Origin of the sequence: Lysobacter sp. cf310 (assembly GCF_900114355.1) — a bacterium.
Taxonomy (GTDB): Bacteria; Pseudomonadota; Gammaproteobacteria; order Xanthomonadales; family Xanthomonadaceae; genus Lysobacter.
Window position 1 is genome coordinate 142,262 of sequence record NZ_FOSS01000005.1, and the last position, 17,188, is coordinate 159,449.

A 17,188-nucleotide genomic window follows, 5' to 3' on the forward strand; every position below is an offset into this window, starting at 1 on the left:
GTCGCGACGAACGCGATGGGCCGTGCCGCGCTCAGCGGCAGCGGTAATAGGTGTTGGATTGGCGATAGTTGACCACGGTCAGCTCGCCGTGGTCCTCGCCGCTGAGCAGCAGGACTTCCTCCAGCCGGATCGTGTCTTCATTGATATGCAACTGCGAAACGATCTTCCAGGCCTGCGGCGTCTTGGAGATCTGCACCACACTGACCGGCTCGCGCCAATCCTCGTAAGCGGTGAGCTTGCGCGCGGCGATCTGCATGCGCGAATCGTTGTCGGTGGCGTTGGGCTGCTTGCAGGCGTCCGGGCTGTCGCCGATCCACACGCCTTGCAGTACCGCCGGGTAGGCGACGGCGGGCGGCTTGCCCTTGGCGGGCGAGGCAGTGCAGGCCATGCACAACATCCCTGCGACCACGGCTGCTGCCGCGTAGCTCAGTTTCGGTTCCATGCCGCGTCCTTTGCGATAGGCAGGGTTAGGGTAAAGGCGGGCGTGGTTGTTTGCGAGTCTGGGCGCGTCGATCTGAACATCACGCCCGTTCAGCCCCAACCCTCAGCGTCAAACACTAGACATCAGGAAGGCATCAAAATTGAGCACTTTTCCTTCCCGCATGCGACGCAAAAAACGCCACCCCATCGATGAGACTCCGCCGGTTTTGCCGCGATAGCGGGCGCCAACCCGGGTTTGCTGCGATGAACCTTGACACCGCCGATAACCGGGCATAAAAGCGAGCCGCGTCAATCACTTAAGGAGGAGTGTTATGCGTATCAAGCGTATTGCGATCCTGTGTGTTTTCGCGGCCCTCACCCTGAGCGCCTCTCAGCTCAGCGCCGAACCCACCTGCTGGCTCTGCGTCTCCGAGAACGGGCGCATGTACTGCGTGCAGGTGCCGTGCGAAGGGTGACCAGGCGAACCCGCCTCTAACCGCGTGATAGATCCTCGGTAGGCATTACGACTTGGTGGCTATGGGGCTATCGATCACCGATCGCCTATGACCCACGCGCCGCTTTCACACCGACGGACCACGACGCTGCGGTTCCCCACCGGGACCGCCGCGTCTTGCTGAGCCACTTGGGTTTGCGCTGACGGCTGCGCCCGCGTTCGTTCTACGGGCTGCAGACGTTGCAGCGACTCAGCGGCCGTGCGAGCGGCCGCATCTATCGACAGGCGCGAGTTACGATCGAGATCGGTCACGTCGCCACGATCACGCGGATGCGCGGCGCCTGGGTCGCGGTAGCGCCGCTGGGCAAGACACGACCCACGCTTCCCAGGCCCTTGCCCGGCGCGCCGCTTACTTCCCCGCCCCCTTGCGCGCAGCCGCCAGCGCCGGCGCGCTCAACACGCCCTGTTGCTCGGCCAGCTTCAACAGCTGGGCTTCGATCTGCGACGCGGAGGTCGAGGAACGGGCCATGACGGTGGGAGTGCCTGCTTTGGCGGCGCCCAGCCGATGCTCGGAGCGCAGGAAGCGGCCCTTCACGGTGTACTCGGGCTCGGCTTCCGCACTTACCACTTCGACACGGATGCCGTTGTAGCCCAGCACGGGCTGCAGCTCCGTCGAACCCACGCCCGCGCCAGTGGCCAAGGCGCCGGACAGCTGCGCCTGCAGCGAGCGAATGGTCTTGGCGTCGGTGATCGTCAGCGTGGGATTGGGCCGCCCCGAATAGACCAGGTAAGTCACGCGCAGCGCGGACGGGGCGGCGGGGGCGTTCTGCGCCCAGGCTGCGGGGCCGCCGAACAGCGACAGCAGCACTACACAGATGGCCCAGGCTTTCATTGGACGCCTCGATACTAGGGAGTGGACGCGGTTCATCGGATTTCCTCGTGGCCGCCGGCCTGCACGCTGTCCGACCACAAGCGGAAATAACCGCAGAAGTCGGTGTAAGGGCCGCGATCGGCGTACTGCGGGTCGTAGATCTGCGAGCCGGAGTTGTCCAGGTTGGTCGCGGCCGTCTGTCCAGGCTTGTGGCTCCAGGTGCCGAAGCGGTCGCGGCGGTACCAGTGGTAGTCCTCGCCGGGCGCGACAACCAGCGCCACGGTGGTTTTGTGGCTGGGGTCGTACGGATCGACGATGGGCTCCAGGCCGTCGCGGATGGCGGCGGCGGCGACCACGGCGCAGCTCATGCCGATCGCTGTCCCGCCCGATGCAGTCCCGGGCTGAGCGAAGGTGTTGGTGCGCTTGTTGTTGGCGTAGTTGTAGCAGTTGTTCATGGTCATCGAGCCGCCGTTCCACGAGCTGGGCTCGTACAGCGGGTAGCCCGGCGCCATCACCGTGGCGATCTCGTCGATGGACAGCGCGCGGTTGTACAGATGCACCTCGTCCAGGCGATCGTTGAAATATGCGGTGCCGTCGACCGCGGCGCCGATCAACAGCGGCGCGTCGGTGTTGCTGAGAATCTCGGTCTGCAGCGGCCAGGCGCCGGCCTCGTTGCCGTCGATGTAGAACTGCACCGTGCCTGTGCTGCGCGCCACCGTCACCGCGACGTGGTGCCAGCGGTTGGGCGTCAGCGCCATCTCCGTCAACGACGCGTAAGCCGCCTTGCGCGACGAACCGCTCAGCCGCAGCGTCACCCGCCGACTGCTTGAAATGCCGAACACGTAGCCGCCGTTGACGCCGCGGTTGTCCAGGATGGTGCGGGTGGTGATGGTGTCGCCCACGCGCACGTAGGCGCCGAAGCTGAAATCGCCGCTGGCGAAACTCAGCGCCGGCGAGTACGGAACGGTGTAGTACTTGGCCCCGGCCAAGCTGGCGCCACGGTTGGCCCAGCCCCAGGAGGTGGTGTTGGTGCCCACGGCAGTGGCGATATGGCCGTGGTTGGTGACGTCGGCGGCCGTCGTGCTGATGGTCTGGAAGTTCCACCCGGCCACCGACCAGCTGTGCTGGATGGGCGTGGGTTGCGAGTGGCTGGAAGCGATGGGGAGCAACGCGCCGAGTACGAACGCGCAGAGCACGAGCCTAGGTTTCATGCGATGTCCTTATGCATTGCAGGCGACGGAACGGGGACGTGCCTGCAGAACCGGCTGCCCCGAGCCGATGTGTGTAGTCCTGCCGCATCTTGTGCCGGGGCTCAGCGGGAACACAAGGCCCGCCGCTCCGAGCGCGCGGCAGGGCACCTGCCCTAGCTCGCGGCCCGCGAGCCCTCTCCACCGCATTCTTTGCAGCCCTCGAAAGCGGTCCAGCGAGCGGACTCGTCCGAGTACTCGTTGCAGACCTCGCCCCGGCCACGACAGCGCGGGCACCAGCGATATCCGTAGCGAGCGGAGGCATCCCCTGGCGGTGCCGACGCTCGAAACAGCCGCTTGTGTATGTCCGATTTGAGGTTATCCGGATCGCTCATGCGCGCATTGAGCCACATCCGCGGCGGCATTTTCGGCCTGTCGCGCCCCTGCCGGCGCCCGCGGGGCACCGGCGCCGATTTCACCGAACCACGGCCACTCAGCCCTTGGCGGGCTTCTTCGGCTCGGTAAACATCCGCTTCTTCAGGTCCGCCAGCACCTTGCGCTGGTCGGTCTGGTTAAGCAGCGAGAACGTCACGATGGCTTCGGCCACGATTTGCGTCTCAGCATAGAAGTAGGTAAGCGGAAGACCTCTAGCTCGAGTATGACACTGCGCGTCGGACAAACTTGCACCTTGAACCGTCAGCGCGTACCGGCTGATGCCAAAAATCGTAACTTCCCGGTGCAATTCACTGCTCATACTCAGCTCCTTCTGCGCAAGTCAGCATCGACAGCTCTTCGATACGAGAGCAGACTAAACGACGCGACAGAAGGATTACGGCTAAATCACCCATCGTCAATTACGATAATCGTAATTACGTAAAAAGAAACTAGTGCCAGCTATCCATAAACTATTTTCAATTCACGTCACCCAGGCTAACAATAAATTCCATTTCATCAAAATCTAGAAACTCAGGGCGAACAGATACTGCGTCAACAGACACCTCAGCCGGAAGCGTCTCGAATACATCAAGCAAAGAACGCAGCACAGGACCGACATCGTGTGCTATGCGCATCTTTGCGCAATCATCCACAACGTTGTAGAGACGATAAATGTCGTACGGCGTCCGCCCCTCAACAGCCCTCCGCAATTCACTTAAGGATAAATGAATTGGATTGCTAAAACCTCCTCGCGTACTCTTAGCATCTACGAGCCGCTCATCGCCATTTACTGGGCCGATACGAAAATCATACGGGGATACAGCATTGATGCTTGAAGTCCACTCGTACCACTCAAAATTACCCCGCTCCAACTGACGATCAAAGTACTCATTTAATAATACTTCGCCCAAAACACCTGTTTGCTCAGCAATTTGCCGTGACGACACAAACTCCTCAGGAGTTATTCCTCGCCCCTCACGCCGCCGATTGATTTTCTCAACACCAATGACTCCACCAAGTACGGCATCTTCGAGATCGTCGGTCTTAAGCCATTCAAAGAGAGGATGACCGATAGGCAATGGCTCAACTGCAAGCACCGCTTCGATCTCCTCTTCATCGAGCAGCCACATCGATCCCTCGGGATAACGCCGATCAAGTTCTCGGTGAACACCAGCATCTACCGGAAGGGCTTGCGCTACCAAAACAATTTTGGCCGTACCCGGGACAACGTCACCAGAGAACTCGAATAAGGCAAAGTCACCAGGCAGCAGTATGTTATAGCGCTGAGGATCATCCTCTGGACTGTCAATGAATTCCCCATTGAGCCGCCAGTTTTTCTGCTGCTTAAGGATCTTTCTCTGAAGGTTGTAGCTCTGAGCCATTCCCGGGCCAAGTAGATACAAATCGATAGAAAAACGTGGTTGCGGCACCGCCGCCGGCTCACGCAGCTGAGGATAAAGCTCGTCTACCAGGACCCTAGAATCCAGGTTGAATGCCTTCTGTTTTCCCGCTGGATTATTTTGGAAATGCCATTTGAATAGCGTCAGATCAGATGCTGTGAGCTTCTTCAGTGCAAGCTTGCGCGCCATTTAAACGCTCTCTCCCCTCAGTCCTTGGTTCCTGTTCGCACGTGTCGTCAGAGTGACGCACACATATGCATCTTGGTGCACAATAGCATCACTCCATCTCGGATGGCTCCACATGAACCGTAGCTCTGTCGCTCCTGATCGCAAGTCCATCAGAACTTCAGTCATGTTGCCAGAAGGTGCGCACTTGCAGATCCAGGCTCTAGCCGACGCCAATCAAGTTTCCTCGGCTTGGATCATCCGCATGGCCATTCATCGCTTCTTAGATCAGCACCAGGGCCAGCTTGAGCTGCCGCTGATGAGGTCAATCGGACAAGGATCCAACGCCAATGATTGAAGACACTATTTCTCGCAAGCTTGCGCGTCTGCAAACCGGTGCGAAGCCTCGTGTTCTGGATCTATTTGCAGGTTGTGGCGGGCTTTCCTTAGGCTTCCAGGCCGCTGGCTTTGACATACGCGGCGCCGTGGAGTTCGATCAAGAGGCTGCCAGATCACATGGCTTGAATTTTCATGGCGGCGTTGAAGCCCACAGTCAGCCCATCGACATTACAAAAACATCCCCGACTGAACTATGCGCCCGATTGGGTACCGGCAAAGTAGCTGATGCTTTCGACGTCATAGTCGGCGGCCCTCCTTGCCAAGCTTTTGCACGGGTTGGTCGCTCCAAACTACGTGAGATCGAAGCTCACCCAGAGGCATTCATTCACGATCCGAGAGCACAGCTCTACAAGAAGTATCTAGAGTATGTAGATGCATTTCGCCCACTAGCCGTTCTAATGGAAAATGTACCTGACATCTTGAATCATGGCGGCCAGAACATCGCAGAAGAGACATGCGAGGTTCTGGAGGCCAAAGGCTACGTCTGCGGCTACACGCTTCTCAATGCCGCTTTCTATGGCGTACCCCAGATGCGAGAGAGGATGTTCTTAATCGCGTATCGCCAGGAAGTTGGCCAGCCTGTCTCGTTCCCCTCACCCAGCCATTGGCTCGTGCTTCCTCCTGGTTATGAAGGCTCCCGCTCTGTTGCGCTTAAGACGCTTCGTAGCCTCCTCAACGAAGCGCACTCATACATTGAGCCTCCAGTTGCTTCCGTGAACCTGCCCCCTGCTGTAACCGCCGAGGAGGCTCTGGGTGATCTACCAGCAATGCACGCCCGAGATCTCCTAGCCAGCGGCAAGATTACGCGGGGCGCCCGACGCTTCGATACGCCAATGGCATACAACCGAAAACAGCCTTCGGCTTACGCAGAGTTGATGCGAGCATGGCCAAACCATGAGGCCTCGAAAGAGGGCCCAAAAGATCATGTTATTCGTTACTTGCCTCGGGACTATGAGCTGTTTGCGCGAATGAACGCCGGAGACCAGTATCCGGAGGCGCATGCTCACGCTGTGGAAATGTTCCAGGAGCGCCTGATGGCAGCGCGAATAAAGGGTGAAAAGCTCTTGGAAGGCTCTGCGAAATACAAGGCTTTGTGGGCTTCCATTGTCCCTCCTTATGACGCCAGCAAGTTCCCGAACAAATGGCGGAAGATGTGGCGTAATCAGCCCGCTCGCACGCTTATGGCTCATCTTGGGAAGGACAGCTATAGCCACATCCATTACGACAGCAAACAGGCACGAACCATATCGGTTCGTGAAGCTGCTCGACTGCAATCTTTCCCAGATGGCTTTGAGTTCAGCGGAACGATGAACCCCGCATTCAAGCAAATTGGCAATGCAGTCCCTCCCCTGCTGGCAAGAGCAATCGCTACACAGATGATAAATACGCTCCAGAAAGCAAACGAAGCCAAAGATATCCCTCTATCGATGGCTGCAGCGTCATAAATAGTGCTAAGCGCAGAGCCGCTTAGCCAGCCATACGCTCAGCAAGAGAGGCGTGAAGTTTAGAGTAAAAAATTGAAGTCCAAGAGGGTGAATTACGGACGTACTTACTCCTAAGCAACGCCGGCTCAACATGAGCCGCATCCGTGACCGAAACACTAAGCCGGAACTGATTGTTCGCCGCGGCCTCCACGCTCGTGGACTGCGCTATCGGCTGCAAGACCGCGCGCTCCCTGGGCGTCCCGACTTGGTATTTCCACGCTATCGCACGGTGATCTTCGTCAACGGCTGTTTCTGGCATGGGCATTCGTGCCCGATGTTCCGGATGCCCGCCACTCGTGCGGAGTTCTGGCGAACCAAGATCGCTGCAAACCAGGAGCGCGATGCCAGATCTTATGAGGCTTTGCTGGACACTGGCTGGAGAGTCCTAACGATATGGGAGTGCAGCTTGAGAGGACCCAATCGATGGCCTCGGGACGCCTTTCTGAACACATGCAGAGACTTCATTGTAGGCAACTCTCAGTCCGCCGAGATCTCAGGTCGTTCGACAGATCAGACGCCCTAGCGGGCACTGAAGGCTGTTTCAACTGCATTCCGATGGAGCTGAGTGCTACGCCGGCAAAATGCCACGCATAGCATCTAAGTCGCATAGCCCTTCCCTTGCTTCGGCGAAGCATCATATTCCACATACGATTGCTGATTAATGAGGACGCGAGTATTAGCGAGTTCGATTGAAGAACCCGGGCTCAGCTGTTTTCGCATAGCTGGCGTCTGACTTGAGGTCCGGTCGCCAAGAGCGGGGCTTGAGCGAACATGCTCATTATCTGGCAGTATTCGTTTTAAACCGCCGCAACCGTCACAGGACCAACAATAATGGCCGACTCAGAACAAGTACAGTTCCCGATCAAGGCTCGCAGTCATGTCTTGCGTCTGCTCGGTGATGAACTAATTGGCGATGATGGCTTGGCAGTTTTCGAGCTGGTCAAGAACAGTTACGACGCAGATGCCACAACGGTGCGCGTGGAGATGCAGATTGTAGACAGCCAGAATTCTTCAATATCGGTCGCTGACAATGGCACAGGAATGTCCATTGATGACATTGAGCAGAAATGGCTAGTCCTCGCCACCGATTCAAAACGTGGGAAAGAGAACCGAAAACGCAGCAATCTCTTCAAGCGCTCGCCGCTTGGCGAGAAAGGCATTGGAAGAATCGCAGCATTCAAACTTGGCGAGCAGCTGCGGCTTACGACGAAAGCTGACGGGCACCGCGAATGCGTGGTCGATATCAACTTCTCTGAACTCCTCGACCAAGGCGCCTTCCTTGACAATCTCCGCGTTTCCGTTCGAGAACTAGAAAAGCCTGACACATTTTCACAAGGGGCTACTGGCACGATCATAGAGATCAGCAAGCTCTACAGACAGGAATGGACACGAGCAGATCTTCGAAAAATACAAAGATTAATCACTTCGCTTGCCAGCCCGTTCGAAACCCCAGACAGCTTTGAGGTAAGCCTCAGCGTACCCGGACGTGAAAAAGATTTAGCCGGAATGTTTGGGTCCAGTGACTTTACCGAGCATTCAATTTGGGAGTACGAGTTCTCCCTAACCGAAGACGGATTCTCCTGGAGCTACCGCTTCAAACCTCCGCTATGGAAGGGCGTGAAGCCATCATCCGCGAATGAGGATTCCGGAACCCTTCTGCTGATTTCTTCAGAGAAAGACGAAGTATCACATTCAAGCGGCCCACTTATATTTCACCCTAATATGCTACGAGGCATAGGACCAATTCATGGCCTGATTTTGGGGTATTACCGACGAACCGAGGTATTAGGAGCATCCGGCAACCAGGCCCAGCTCAAGAGGTGGCTAGACGATCAAACAGGTGTTCGTGTCTACCGCGACGGAATCCGAGTATTCAACTATGGCGAGCCTGGCGACGACTGGTTGAATCTCAATGTACGTCGGATCAATACACCCGGCGGGAAGTTCGGCACAAACTCAATAGTAGCGGCTGTCAGCTTGTCGCTTGACGACAGCGATGGACTAAAAGAAAAAACCAATCGCGAGGGCTTCGACAGCGGTGGATCGTTCATTCAGTTCCGTCAACTTATCACCAGCGTTTTTGATCACTTCGAGCGAGAAGCTAAAGCGGATCGAACTGCGCTTGACGCAGCCATCAAGGGCCGAGGTGAATCAACCGTTGCACCACCGCGATTCATGGATGCGATATGGAACTTAAAGCAAGGAATAAAATCAAAACGCATTGACAAAGGATTTTTACGAGACATTGAAGCAATTGAGCATGACTATCAGGAACTGCGAGATGTGATGGTCAGCGCTGGAACTGCGGGGCTTAATCTTGCGGTGATTTTCCACGAAGTAGAAAGAGGTATCGAGGCACTCGCCAATGCTGTGGATCGGGGCATGGATGAAAGCGCCTTGAAGCGACATATTGAACAGCTAAACTACATGCTTCACGGCTTCGCTCCACTCCTTAAAAGGAACACGGTCCGCCCGATCCTATGTAGTGAAGTTGTCAGCAGCGCAGAACGGCTACGTCGGACGCGCTTTCAGTTTCATAAGGTAGTGTTCTCTGCGCCTGTCTTAACGAGCGAAGAGCCTGATTTCAAGATACTCGCGGCGCCAAATTTGCTTATCGGGGCACTGGGCAACCTGTTGGATAATTCGCTGTATTGGAGTCAAGTGCGTCGGGAACGCGAAGACAGCAAACGACCCATCGCTATTCGAGTAGCCACCGTTTATCGCGAGGCGGACGGCTCGAGCCTCATTGCCGTCGTAGACAACGGAACAGGTTTCAGTCCCAGAGCCATTTCGGCAGCTCGCACAGCATTCTTCTCGGAAAGACCTGAAGGAATGGGACTTGGACTCTATTTCGCTGGCTTGGTCGCTGAACAGTGCGGAGGCATGCTGACCATCGGCTCCACAGATGAACTTCGAGATGAAGTTGACATCCCCGCCGCCTATGACGGCGCCGCTGTATCAATACGATTCCCGGGAAAGTAAAAATGGAATTAAGCTCACCGGTCCGAGTTGTTGTAGTAGATGACAACCCCATGCATTTGGTATCAATCGCTAACGGACTAGCTAGGGCAGGTGTCCCTTGTGTATCGCATTGGTATGACATTGAGAGTGGCAGGCTAGCGCCTCCTGCGCCGCCTGAAGGGTATCCGTATTTGCGGATCCTCTTCACAGATCTAAACATCCGTGAAATGGTTGGCGCCAGCGCTGACGCCAAGAGCTTGGCTAGCGTACTTATTTCCGAAGTGCTTCAGCCACTTATTGCGCCCGCATCTGGCCCGTACTCCATATGCCTTTGGACCAGCACAGGCAGCATGGCCAATGAGGTCTCACCGATAATTATCGAACGCATCAATCACGAGTCTTTGGGCGACCAAAGAAGGCCGGCCCCGCTTCTGGTTAATGCTCTCGACAAACGGGAGCTTGTGCCTGATAAGAATGAAGCTGCTCAAGAGGCCATAGCGGCAATTTTCAGGCAAAAGGATGACGAAAAGCAGCCAAAGATTGAGGATCTAATTTCAAGCGCAATCTCACAAGACCCGCAGTTGAGAACGGCTCTCGCATGGGAATCTCGCGCAAGCCATGCCGCCGCAAAAACTATCAACAATGTTTACCGGGTAAGCGGCTTCGAACACAGTACGGACGTAAAGGAGTCTGCCGCCTTTCAAAAAGTTCTCGCTAAGATCGCAATTGAAGCAGCTGGGTGCAAGAACGCGAAGCAGGACCCCGCTGGAGCGCTTGATGACGGACTGGCTGATCTTTTCCAAGATGAAATGCGAAGCAACGTCCATTCCACTCTGTATCAGGAAGCGGTCAACGCTGCTGTTCCTAACCCGCCCTTATCGCGCGCACCCGTCTTGACCGATGATTCGCGAATTGCACTCAATACCACTCTTCACTTAGAGCGGCAGCCACTTACAGGACAGAATATTGAAAGAGGCTTAGTTACCGACGTCAATACTGACGAAGCGCTGAACCATTTGGGACTAGCGAATCGAGGCAAACTTCTTCAAGAAGAGTTGACGTACAACTCAGGACTATTCGCAGCGGCAGCTCGTGTAGCGACTAAAGGAAGTCCAGAACTCGAGGTCATTCAACAAAGACTGGAGTTTGCCAAGGAACACAAAGACGAGCTTCTAGCCAGATCTAAAATTGTGATTATCGAAGTTGGTGCCGACTGTGACCATGCACAGCGAAAGGATCGAACAGTTCGCTTTTTACTTGGCGCTGAAATTCCAGCCGACCTGTCAACCTTTATCTATGGCCCAACGAACAGGAGCCTGCGAAGCGAGTCACTTCGTGAATTTGGCCCCTGGGAAGTGGAGGCGGGGAGCCGATTTCATCTTTTAGTGTCGTTGAATCGATTCGCGGTCCAACAGACTTGGCTTCGCAACGCCGATCTCTTAATTCGATATCGTCTTAGGAAGCCGCTGGTGGATCAACTTCTGTACTGGTACTCCATGCATTCCACGCGCCCCGGCATCATCAACATCACCTAGTGTCCGACGATGGGCGAGCAAACTGCGGCGGCCACGTCCACATCTTTTGCTTGTAGAAAAGGGCAGCTAGGCCGCCCTTTTCATGAGTGATCGTCAAACCCCCAAGGGATTCGGCTTCTCCACATCAATCTTGTACTGCTTGATCGCCCGAGCCACATCCTTGCCCGTCATCTTCCCTTCCGCCGCCAGCGCCGCGACCGCGGCATGCGCGATGTAGTAACGATCGACCTCGAAGTGGCGGCGCAGGTTGGCGCGGGTGTCGCTGCGGCCGAAGCCGTCGGTGCCCAGCACGGTGTAGCGCATGGGGACGAAGGCGCGGACTTGTTCCGGATACATGCGGATGTAGTCGGTGGCGGCGATGGCCGGGCCCTGGCGGCCTTCCAGCAGCTGCGTGATGTACGGCTTGCGCGGGGTCTTGGCTTCGGGGTTGAGGCGGTTCCAGCGCTCCACATCCGTAGCGTCGCGGGCGAGTTCGTTGAAGCTGGGGCAGGACCAGATGTCGGCGGTGACGCCGAAGTCCTTGTCCAGCAGCTCGGCCGCGGCGATGGCTTCGCGCAGGATGGTGCCGCTGCCCAGCAGCTGCACGCGCAGTTCGCCCTTCTTGGGCTTGCCAGCGTCGGTCAGCAGGTACATGCCCTTGATGATCCCGTCCGCGCTGCCTTCCGGCATGTCGGGATGGGTGTAGTTCTCGTTCATCAGGGTGAGGTACCAGTACTCGTCGTGCTGCTCGGTCAGCATGCGCTGCATGCCGTGTTGCAGCAGGGTCACGACTTCGTAGCTGAAGGTGGGGTCGTAGCTGCGGCAGTTCGGGATCAGGCCGGCCTGGACCATGCTGTGGCCGTCTTCGTGCTGCAGGCCTTCGCCGTTGAGGGTGGTGCGGCCGGCGGTGGCGCCCAGCAGGAAGCCGCGCGCGCGCATGTCGGCGGCCTGCCAGGCGCTGTCGCCGATGCGTTGGAAGCCGAACATCGAGTAGTAGATGTACAGCGGCAGCATCTGCAGGTCGTTGGTGCTGTAGCTGGTGGCCGCCGCCAGCCAGGACGAGAACGCGCCGGCTTCGGTGATGCCTTCTTCCAGCACCTGGCCGGTGGTGTCTTCGCGGTAGTACATCAGCTGGTCGCGATCGACCGGCTTGTACTTCTGGCCGTGCGGGGCGTAGATGCCGAGCTGGCGGAACAGGCCTTCCATGCCGAAGGTGCGCGCCTCGTCCGCGACGATGGGCACCAGGCGCGGGCCGACCTGCTTGTCGCGCAGGGCGATGTTGAGCGCCTGCACGAAGGACATGGTGGTGCTGATTTCGCGCTCGCCGGTGGTCTTGAGCAGGCGGTCGAAGGCTTCCAGCTTGGGCACTTCCAGCGAGGTGCTGGCCTTGCGGCGGCGCTGCGGCAGGAAACCGCCGAGCGACTTGCGGCGCTCGAGCATGTATTCGATTTCCGGCGACTTCTCGCCGGGGTGGTAGAACGGCACGGCGCCGTCTTTGAGCTGCTCGTCGGTGACCGGGATGTTGAAGCGGTCGCGGAACAGACGGACGGCTTCGTCGTCCATCTTCTTGGTGCCGTGGGTCGGGTTGAGCGATTCGCCCGACGCGCCCATGCCGTAGCCCTTGACCGTCTTGGCCAGGATCACGGTGGGCATGCCCTTGGTGTTCACGGCCTCGTGGTAGGCGGCGTAGACCTTGTGCGGGTCGTGGCCGCCGCGGTTGAGGCGCCAGATGTCGTCGTCGGACAGGTTGGCGACCAGCGCCGCCGTCTCCGGGTACTTGCCGAAGAAATTGTCGCGGGTGTACTTGCCGCCGAAGGCCTTGCAGTTCTGGTACTCGCCGTCGACGGTTTCCATCATCAGCTGACGCAGGCGACCGGTGGTGTCGCGCGCGAGCAGCGGATCCCAGTAGCTGCCCCAGACGGTCTTGATGACGTTCCAGCCGGCGCCGCGGAACTGGCCTTCGAGTTCTTGGATGATCTTGCCGTTGCCGCGCACCGGGCCGTCGAGGCGCTGCAGGTTGCAGTTGATGACGAAGACCAGGTTGTCGAGGCCTTCGCGGCCGGCGACGGAGATGGCGCCCAGGGATTCGGGCTCGTCGGTTTCGCCGTCGCCCAGGAAGGCCCAGACCTTGCGGTCGGACTTGGGCATCAGGCCGCGGCCTTCCAGGTACTTCCAGTTGCGCGCCTGGTAGATGGCGCTGATCGGGCCCAGGCCCATCGACACGGTCGGGACCTGCCAGTAATCCGGCATCAGCCACGGGTGCGGGTAGGAGCTGATGCCGCGGCCGTCGACTTCCATGCGGAAGTTGTCCAGGTGCGATTCGCTCAGGCGGCCTTCCAGGAAGGAGCGCGCGTAGATACCGGGCGAGCTGTGGCCCTGGATGCCGATGACATCGCCGGGGTGGTCGGCCGAGGGGGCGCGCCAGAAGTGGTTGAAGCCGACGTCGTACAGGGTGGCCGCCGAGGCGAAGCTGGCGATGTGGCCGCCCAGGTCGCCGGGCTTGCGGTTGGCGCGCACGACCATGGCCATGGCGTTCCAGCGGATCAGCGAGCGGATCCGCCATTCCATCGCGGCGTCGCCGGGGCTTTTGGCCTCCAGGTGCGGCGGGATGGTGTTGATGTATTCGGTGGTGGGCTGGAACGGCAGGTGCGCGCCGGCGCGGCGCGTGACTTCGACCATGCCTTCGAGCAGCTGGTGGGCGCGCTCGGCGCCGTCGCGGGCGATGACGGCCTGGACGGACTCGACCCATTCCTGGGTTTCGGTGGGATCGGGGTCGTTCTGCAGCAGGTCGTGCAGGGAGCTGGCAAGCGGCTGGTTCATCGATCTCGCGGCCCCGTGGCCGCGCCTCGGAAGTGGGGGCGGATTAGAGTCCCGAGTCTAACAAATGGGGGGCTGGGATCGGCTTGCTTTGGGTGGTGAAAGGGGTGGGATAGTACGTTTTGATTAGGGTGACGGCGGGTGCGCGGGGGTTTTGGTTGGCGCGATCGCGGCTTACGCCGCTCCCACAGGGAGCGGGCAGGCAACCGGGCTTCCTGTGGGAGCGGCGTAAGCCGCGATCGGCCGCCCGCGCCGAGGCAAAATCCGACACCTCCGCAAGCCATGCCCTGACTGTCTGCACCCATTGCGGAAGCCAGGATGGCGCCATGCCCCGCCCATCCACGCCCAGCCCCCATTCCCACGCCCTGCGCAGAGGCCGTCGGTCGGAACAGGGGCGGGTGTATTTGGTGACCTTCACTACGGAAGGAAGACGCCCCTCGTTCTCCGACGAGATGCTATGCGCGACGATGGCCGAGGCACTATTGGATCGCCGGCTGTGGGCGCGGTCGCGGCTGCTGGCCTGGGTGCTGATGCCCGATCACTGGCACGGTTTGGTGGAGCTGGGACCTTGGGAGACCCTGCCTGACCTGGTGCGGCAACTCAAAACCAATACCTCACGGCGGGTGCGCGCGTGCGATCCGACGCTGTCGATGGTGTGGGCATCGGGGTATCACGACCGCGCGTTGCGTTGCCAGGAGTCGTTGATCGATGCGGCACGGTATGTGGTGCTGAACCCCGTGCGGGCTGGCCTGGTGCGACGGTTGCGGGACTATCGGTACTGGGGAGCCATTTGGGCGTGAGGTCGCGCGATCGCGGCTTACGCCGCTCCCACAGAGAGCGGGCACCGCCACAAAGCACGCGGGGGCATGGCGCTTTCTGTGGGAGCGGCGTAAGCCGCGATGAACCCCATCGACGACGATCCCGCGGTGCCAACCGTATCCACGGCGCTCGCGTTGCTTTCCCTACGCCGGCGCCCGATGCAGCAGCACGATCCCAGCGACGATCAGCGCGACACCGCCGATGCGCAGCGGGTTAAGGCTTTCGCCGAACACCGCGGCGCCCAGCAACACGGTGCCGGCGGCGCCGATGCCGGTCCAGACGGCGTAAGCGCTGCCCACCGGCAGCGCGGTCAGGGCGCGGCCCAGCAGGTAGACGAAGGCGGCCAGGGCGATCAGCGACACCACCGTCCAGCCGGGACGCGTGTAGCCCTGCGATAGCTTCATCGACGCCGCCCAGGCGACGTCGATGAGGCCGGCCGCGATCAGCAGCAACCAAGCGGTGGCGGGTTTCATGCGATTCGCTCCGGTGCGGCAGCCCGGATGACGGGGCTGTGGATTCGGCCCGGCGCGAAACGCGCGCGCTCACCGCTCGCAACGCTGGCCCGATGCGCGCCCGCGCACGCGCGACGAGCGCGACCCTGCGCTCGCGCCGCTGGAACGACTAGGGCGCTCACGCTGCGGCCTGCGCCTGCGGCGCGCGTTCGGCCTGCAGCGCCTCGGCCACGCTGGGGCGGGCGCGGATGCGTTCCAGGTAGGCGGCCAGGTGCGGCGTGGCGTCCAGCGACAGCTTCAGCGCGCGCGACCAGTCGGCGATGGTGAACAGGTAAGCGTCGGCGATGCTGAAGTCCTCGCCCAGCAGGAACGGGCGCTCGGCCAAGTGGCGATCGACCAGGGCCAGGCGCGGCAGCAGGCGTTCGCGCGCGACCTGGCCGGGCTGATCGCCGTACTCGGGGTGGAACAACCAGGGGCTGTAGGTCTTGTGCAGCTCGGTGGCGATGTAGGTCAGCCAGCTCAGCAGCTCGATGCGGCGCGCCTCGGGCGCGATCCGGCCGCTCGGGTCCAGGCTGCCGAGGTGGCTGAGGATGGCGACGCCCTCGCGCAGCAGCCGACCGTCGTCGAGCTCTAGCAGCGGCACGTAGCCCAGCGGGCTGAGCTGGCGATAGTCGCGGCCATCGCCGACCACGACCGGATTGGGGCCGATGCGCACGCGCTGCAGTTCGACCGGCAGGCCGAGCTCGCGGATGACCAAATGGGCGGCGAAGGAGCAGGTGCCGGGGGTGTAGTAGAGCTTCATGGCGGGGGTCCGATGCGAAGTGGGAACGGGAGCCGTTACCCTGCGCGCAGACCCGCGCCGCGAGTACCGGCGCCACGACAAGGATTGCTTGCAGATGCGACACGATCGGCTGTCCCTGGAGGATCTGGAACTGGTGCGCGCGATCGGCGCCAGCGGCAGCCTGAGCGGCGCGGTGCGGCTGCTGGAGGTGGACCACTCCAGCGCGTTCCGGCGCCTGGCCGCGATCGAGGCGCGCGCGGGCGCGGCGCTGTTCCGGCGCAGCCGGCGCGGCTACACGCCGACCGAGGCCGGCGAGCTGGTGATCGTGGCCGCGCAGCGCATGCTGTCGGACGCCGAGCATCTGGCGCGCCAGCTCGCGGGCCAGGACGAACGCGCCGAGGGGCGCATCCGCATCACCATCCCCGACACCCTGGCCACGGTCGCGGCACGGCTGTGCGCGGATTTCCGGCGCGCGCATCCGGCCTTGAGTTGCGATCTGATCGTGGCCAATGCGTTTTCCACCCTGCAGCAGCGCGATGCCGACGTGGCCCTGCGCGCGAGCGCGGCGCCGCCGGAAGGTTTGTCGGCCAAGCGCCTGGCGACGATCGCGACCGCGGCCTACGCGGCGCGCGGCGCGGGCGATCGCAGCCCGATCCCGGGCGGCGATTGGGTCGGTTTCGACGAGGCGCTGGCGCATCTGTCGTCGGCACGCTGGCTGCAGCAGCACGTGCCGGCCGCGCGCATCGCGATGCGGGTGAATTCGCTGCCGGCGGCGCTGGCGGCGTGTCAGGCCGGACTGGGCCGGGCCCTGCTGCCGTGTTACTACGCCGACGAGGCCAAGGGTCTGAAACGCTTGTCGGACGCCCTGCCGGATGTGCGCACGGAGCTGTGGTTCGCCACGCATCCGGATTTGCGGCGCTCGGCGAAGGTGCGGCTGCTAAGGGAGTTCGCGGTGGATTGGATGGCGCGGGAACTGGGCTAGACGCAAACAAGCTTCAGCCAGATCGGTGCATTCGCCGGCACTGGCTT

16 protein-coding genes are annotated in these 17,188 nt (G+C 60.3%); 8 read left to right on the forward strand and 8 right to left on the reverse strand.

The window, feature by feature from the left end; translation table 11 throughout:
- Positions 1-31: 31 nt before the first annotated feature.
- On the reverse strand, positions 32-388 hold the full coding sequence (locus BMZ45_RS17945; RefSeq protein ID WP_091637905.1) for a hypothetical protein: 357 nt from the start codon (positions 386-388) through the stop codon (positions 32-34).
- A gap of 364 nt (positions 389-752) precedes the next feature.
- Here BMZ45_RS17945 and BMZ45_RS21750 point away from each other — a divergent pair, with 364 nt between their 5' ends.
- On the forward strand, positions 753-896 hold the full coding sequence (locus tag BMZ45_RS21750) for a hypothetical protein (RefSeq protein ID WP_157489478.1): 144 nt from the start codon (positions 753-755) through the stop codon (positions 894-896).
- 387 nt (positions 897-1,283) lie between these two features.
- Here BMZ45_RS21750 and BMZ45_RS17950 read toward each other — a convergent pair whose 3' ends face one another.
- The 4 genes from BMZ45_RS17950 to BMZ45_RS17960 all read right to left on the reverse strand — a co-directional run bounded on the left by BMZ45_RS17950 (position 1,284) and on the right by BMZ45_RS17960 (position 4,956).
- A complete protein-coding gene (locus tag BMZ45_RS17950; protein ID WP_139215570.1) occupies positions 1,284-1,766 on the reverse strand; it encodes a hypothetical protein in 483 nt (160 codons plus the stop codon).
- 32 nt (positions 1,767-1,798) lie between these two features.
- A complete protein-coding gene (locus tag BMZ45_RS17955; RefSeq protein ID WP_091637907.1) occupies positions 1,799-2,956 on the reverse strand; it encodes a LamG domain-containing protein in 1,158 nt (385 codons plus the stop codon).
- A 469-nt stretch (positions 2,957-3,425) separates the two neighbouring features.
- Complete coding sequence (locus BMZ45_RS21415; protein WP_139215571.1) at positions 3,426-3,686, reverse strand: hypothetical protein; 261 nt, start codon at positions 3,684-3,686, stop codon at positions 3,426-3,428.
- A 157-nt stretch (positions 3,687-3,843) separates the two neighbouring features.
- Positions 3,844-4,956 (reverse strand): protein NO VEIN domain-containing protein, encoded by a 1,113-nt coding sequence (locus BMZ45_RS17960; protein WP_091637908.1) that lies wholly within the window; start codon positions 4,954-4,956, stop codon positions 3,844-3,846.
- 112 nt (positions 4,957-5,068) lie between these two features.
- On the opposite strand from BMZ45_RS17960, the gene BMZ45_RS21420 reads away from it, so the two are divergent.
- The 5 genes from BMZ45_RS21420 (at position 5,069) to BMZ45_RS21425 (ending at position 11,311) form a co-directional block, all read left to right on the forward strand.
- Complete coding sequence (locus tag BMZ45_RS21420) at positions 5,069-5,290, forward strand: ribbon-helix-helix domain-containing protein (protein ID WP_217643235.1); 222 nt, start codon at positions 5,069-5,071, stop codon at positions 5,288-5,290.
- Positions 5,283-6,776 (forward strand): DNA cytosine methyltransferase, encoded by a 1,494-nt coding sequence (locus BMZ45_RS17965; RefSeq protein ID WP_091637909.1) that lies wholly within the window; start codon positions 5,283-5,285, stop codon positions 6,774-6,776. The genes BMZ45_RS21420 and BMZ45_RS17965 overlap by 8 nt, the downstream gene beginning before the upstream one ends.
- 130 nt (positions 6,777-6,906) lie before the next feature.
- Positions 6,907-7,338, forward strand: a complete 432-nt coding sequence (locus tag BMZ45_RS17970; protein WP_254776685.1) for a very short patch repair endonuclease — start codon at positions 6,907-6,909, stop codon at positions 7,336-7,338.
- Between the two features lie 308 nt (positions 7,339-7,646).
- A complete protein-coding gene (locus BMZ45_RS17975) occupies positions 7,647-9,797 on the forward strand; it encodes an ATP-binding protein (protein WP_091637911.1) in 2,151 nt (716 codons plus the stop codon).
- Positions 9,798-10,126: 329 nt separating this feature from the next.
- The gene (locus BMZ45_RS21425) at positions 10,127-11,311 is read left to right on the forward strand and encodes a hypothetical protein (RefSeq protein WP_139215572.1); all 1,185 of its coding nucleotides are present in this window, start codon (positions 10,127-10,129) and stop codon (positions 11,309-11,311) included.
- 93 nt (positions 11,312-11,404) lie between these two features.
- Here the strand turns inward: BMZ45_RS21425 and aceE are convergent, their stop codons facing one another.
- A complete protein-coding gene (gene aceE, locus BMZ45_RS17980) occupies positions 11,405-14,110 on the reverse strand; it encodes a pyruvate dehydrogenase (acetyl-transferring), homodimeric type (protein ID WP_091637912.1) in 2,706 nt (901 codons plus the stop codon).
- A 323-nt stretch (positions 14,111-14,433) separates the two neighbouring features.
- On the opposite strand from aceE, the gene BMZ45_RS17985 reads away from it, so the two are divergent.
- Positions 14,434-14,907, forward strand: a complete 474-nt coding sequence (locus BMZ45_RS17985) for an REP-associated tyrosine transposase (RefSeq protein WP_091637913.1) — start codon at positions 14,434-14,436, stop codon at positions 14,905-14,907.
- A gap of 162 nt (positions 14,908-15,069) precedes the next feature.
- Here the strand turns inward: BMZ45_RS17985 and BMZ45_RS17990 are convergent, their stop codons facing one another.
- Positions 15,070-15,399, reverse strand: a complete 330-nt coding sequence (locus BMZ45_RS17990) for a DMT family transporter (RefSeq protein WP_091637914.1) — start codon at positions 15,397-15,399, stop codon at positions 15,070-15,072.
- A 157-nt stretch (positions 15,400-15,556) separates the two neighbouring features.
- The gene (locus BMZ45_RS17995; protein ID WP_057161047.1) at positions 15,557-16,180 is read right to left on the reverse strand and encodes a glutathione binding-like protein; all 624 of its coding nucleotides are present in this window, start codon (positions 16,178-16,180) and stop codon (positions 15,557-15,559) included.
- 94 nt (positions 16,181-16,274) lie between these two features.
- Here BMZ45_RS17995 and BMZ45_RS18000 point away from each other — a divergent pair, with 94 nt between their 5' ends.
- Complete coding sequence (locus BMZ45_RS18000) at positions 16,275-17,141, forward strand: LysR family transcriptional regulator (protein WP_175489145.1); 867 nt, start codon at positions 16,275-16,277, stop codon at positions 17,139-17,141.
- Positions 17,142-17,188 lie beyond the last annotated feature (47 nt).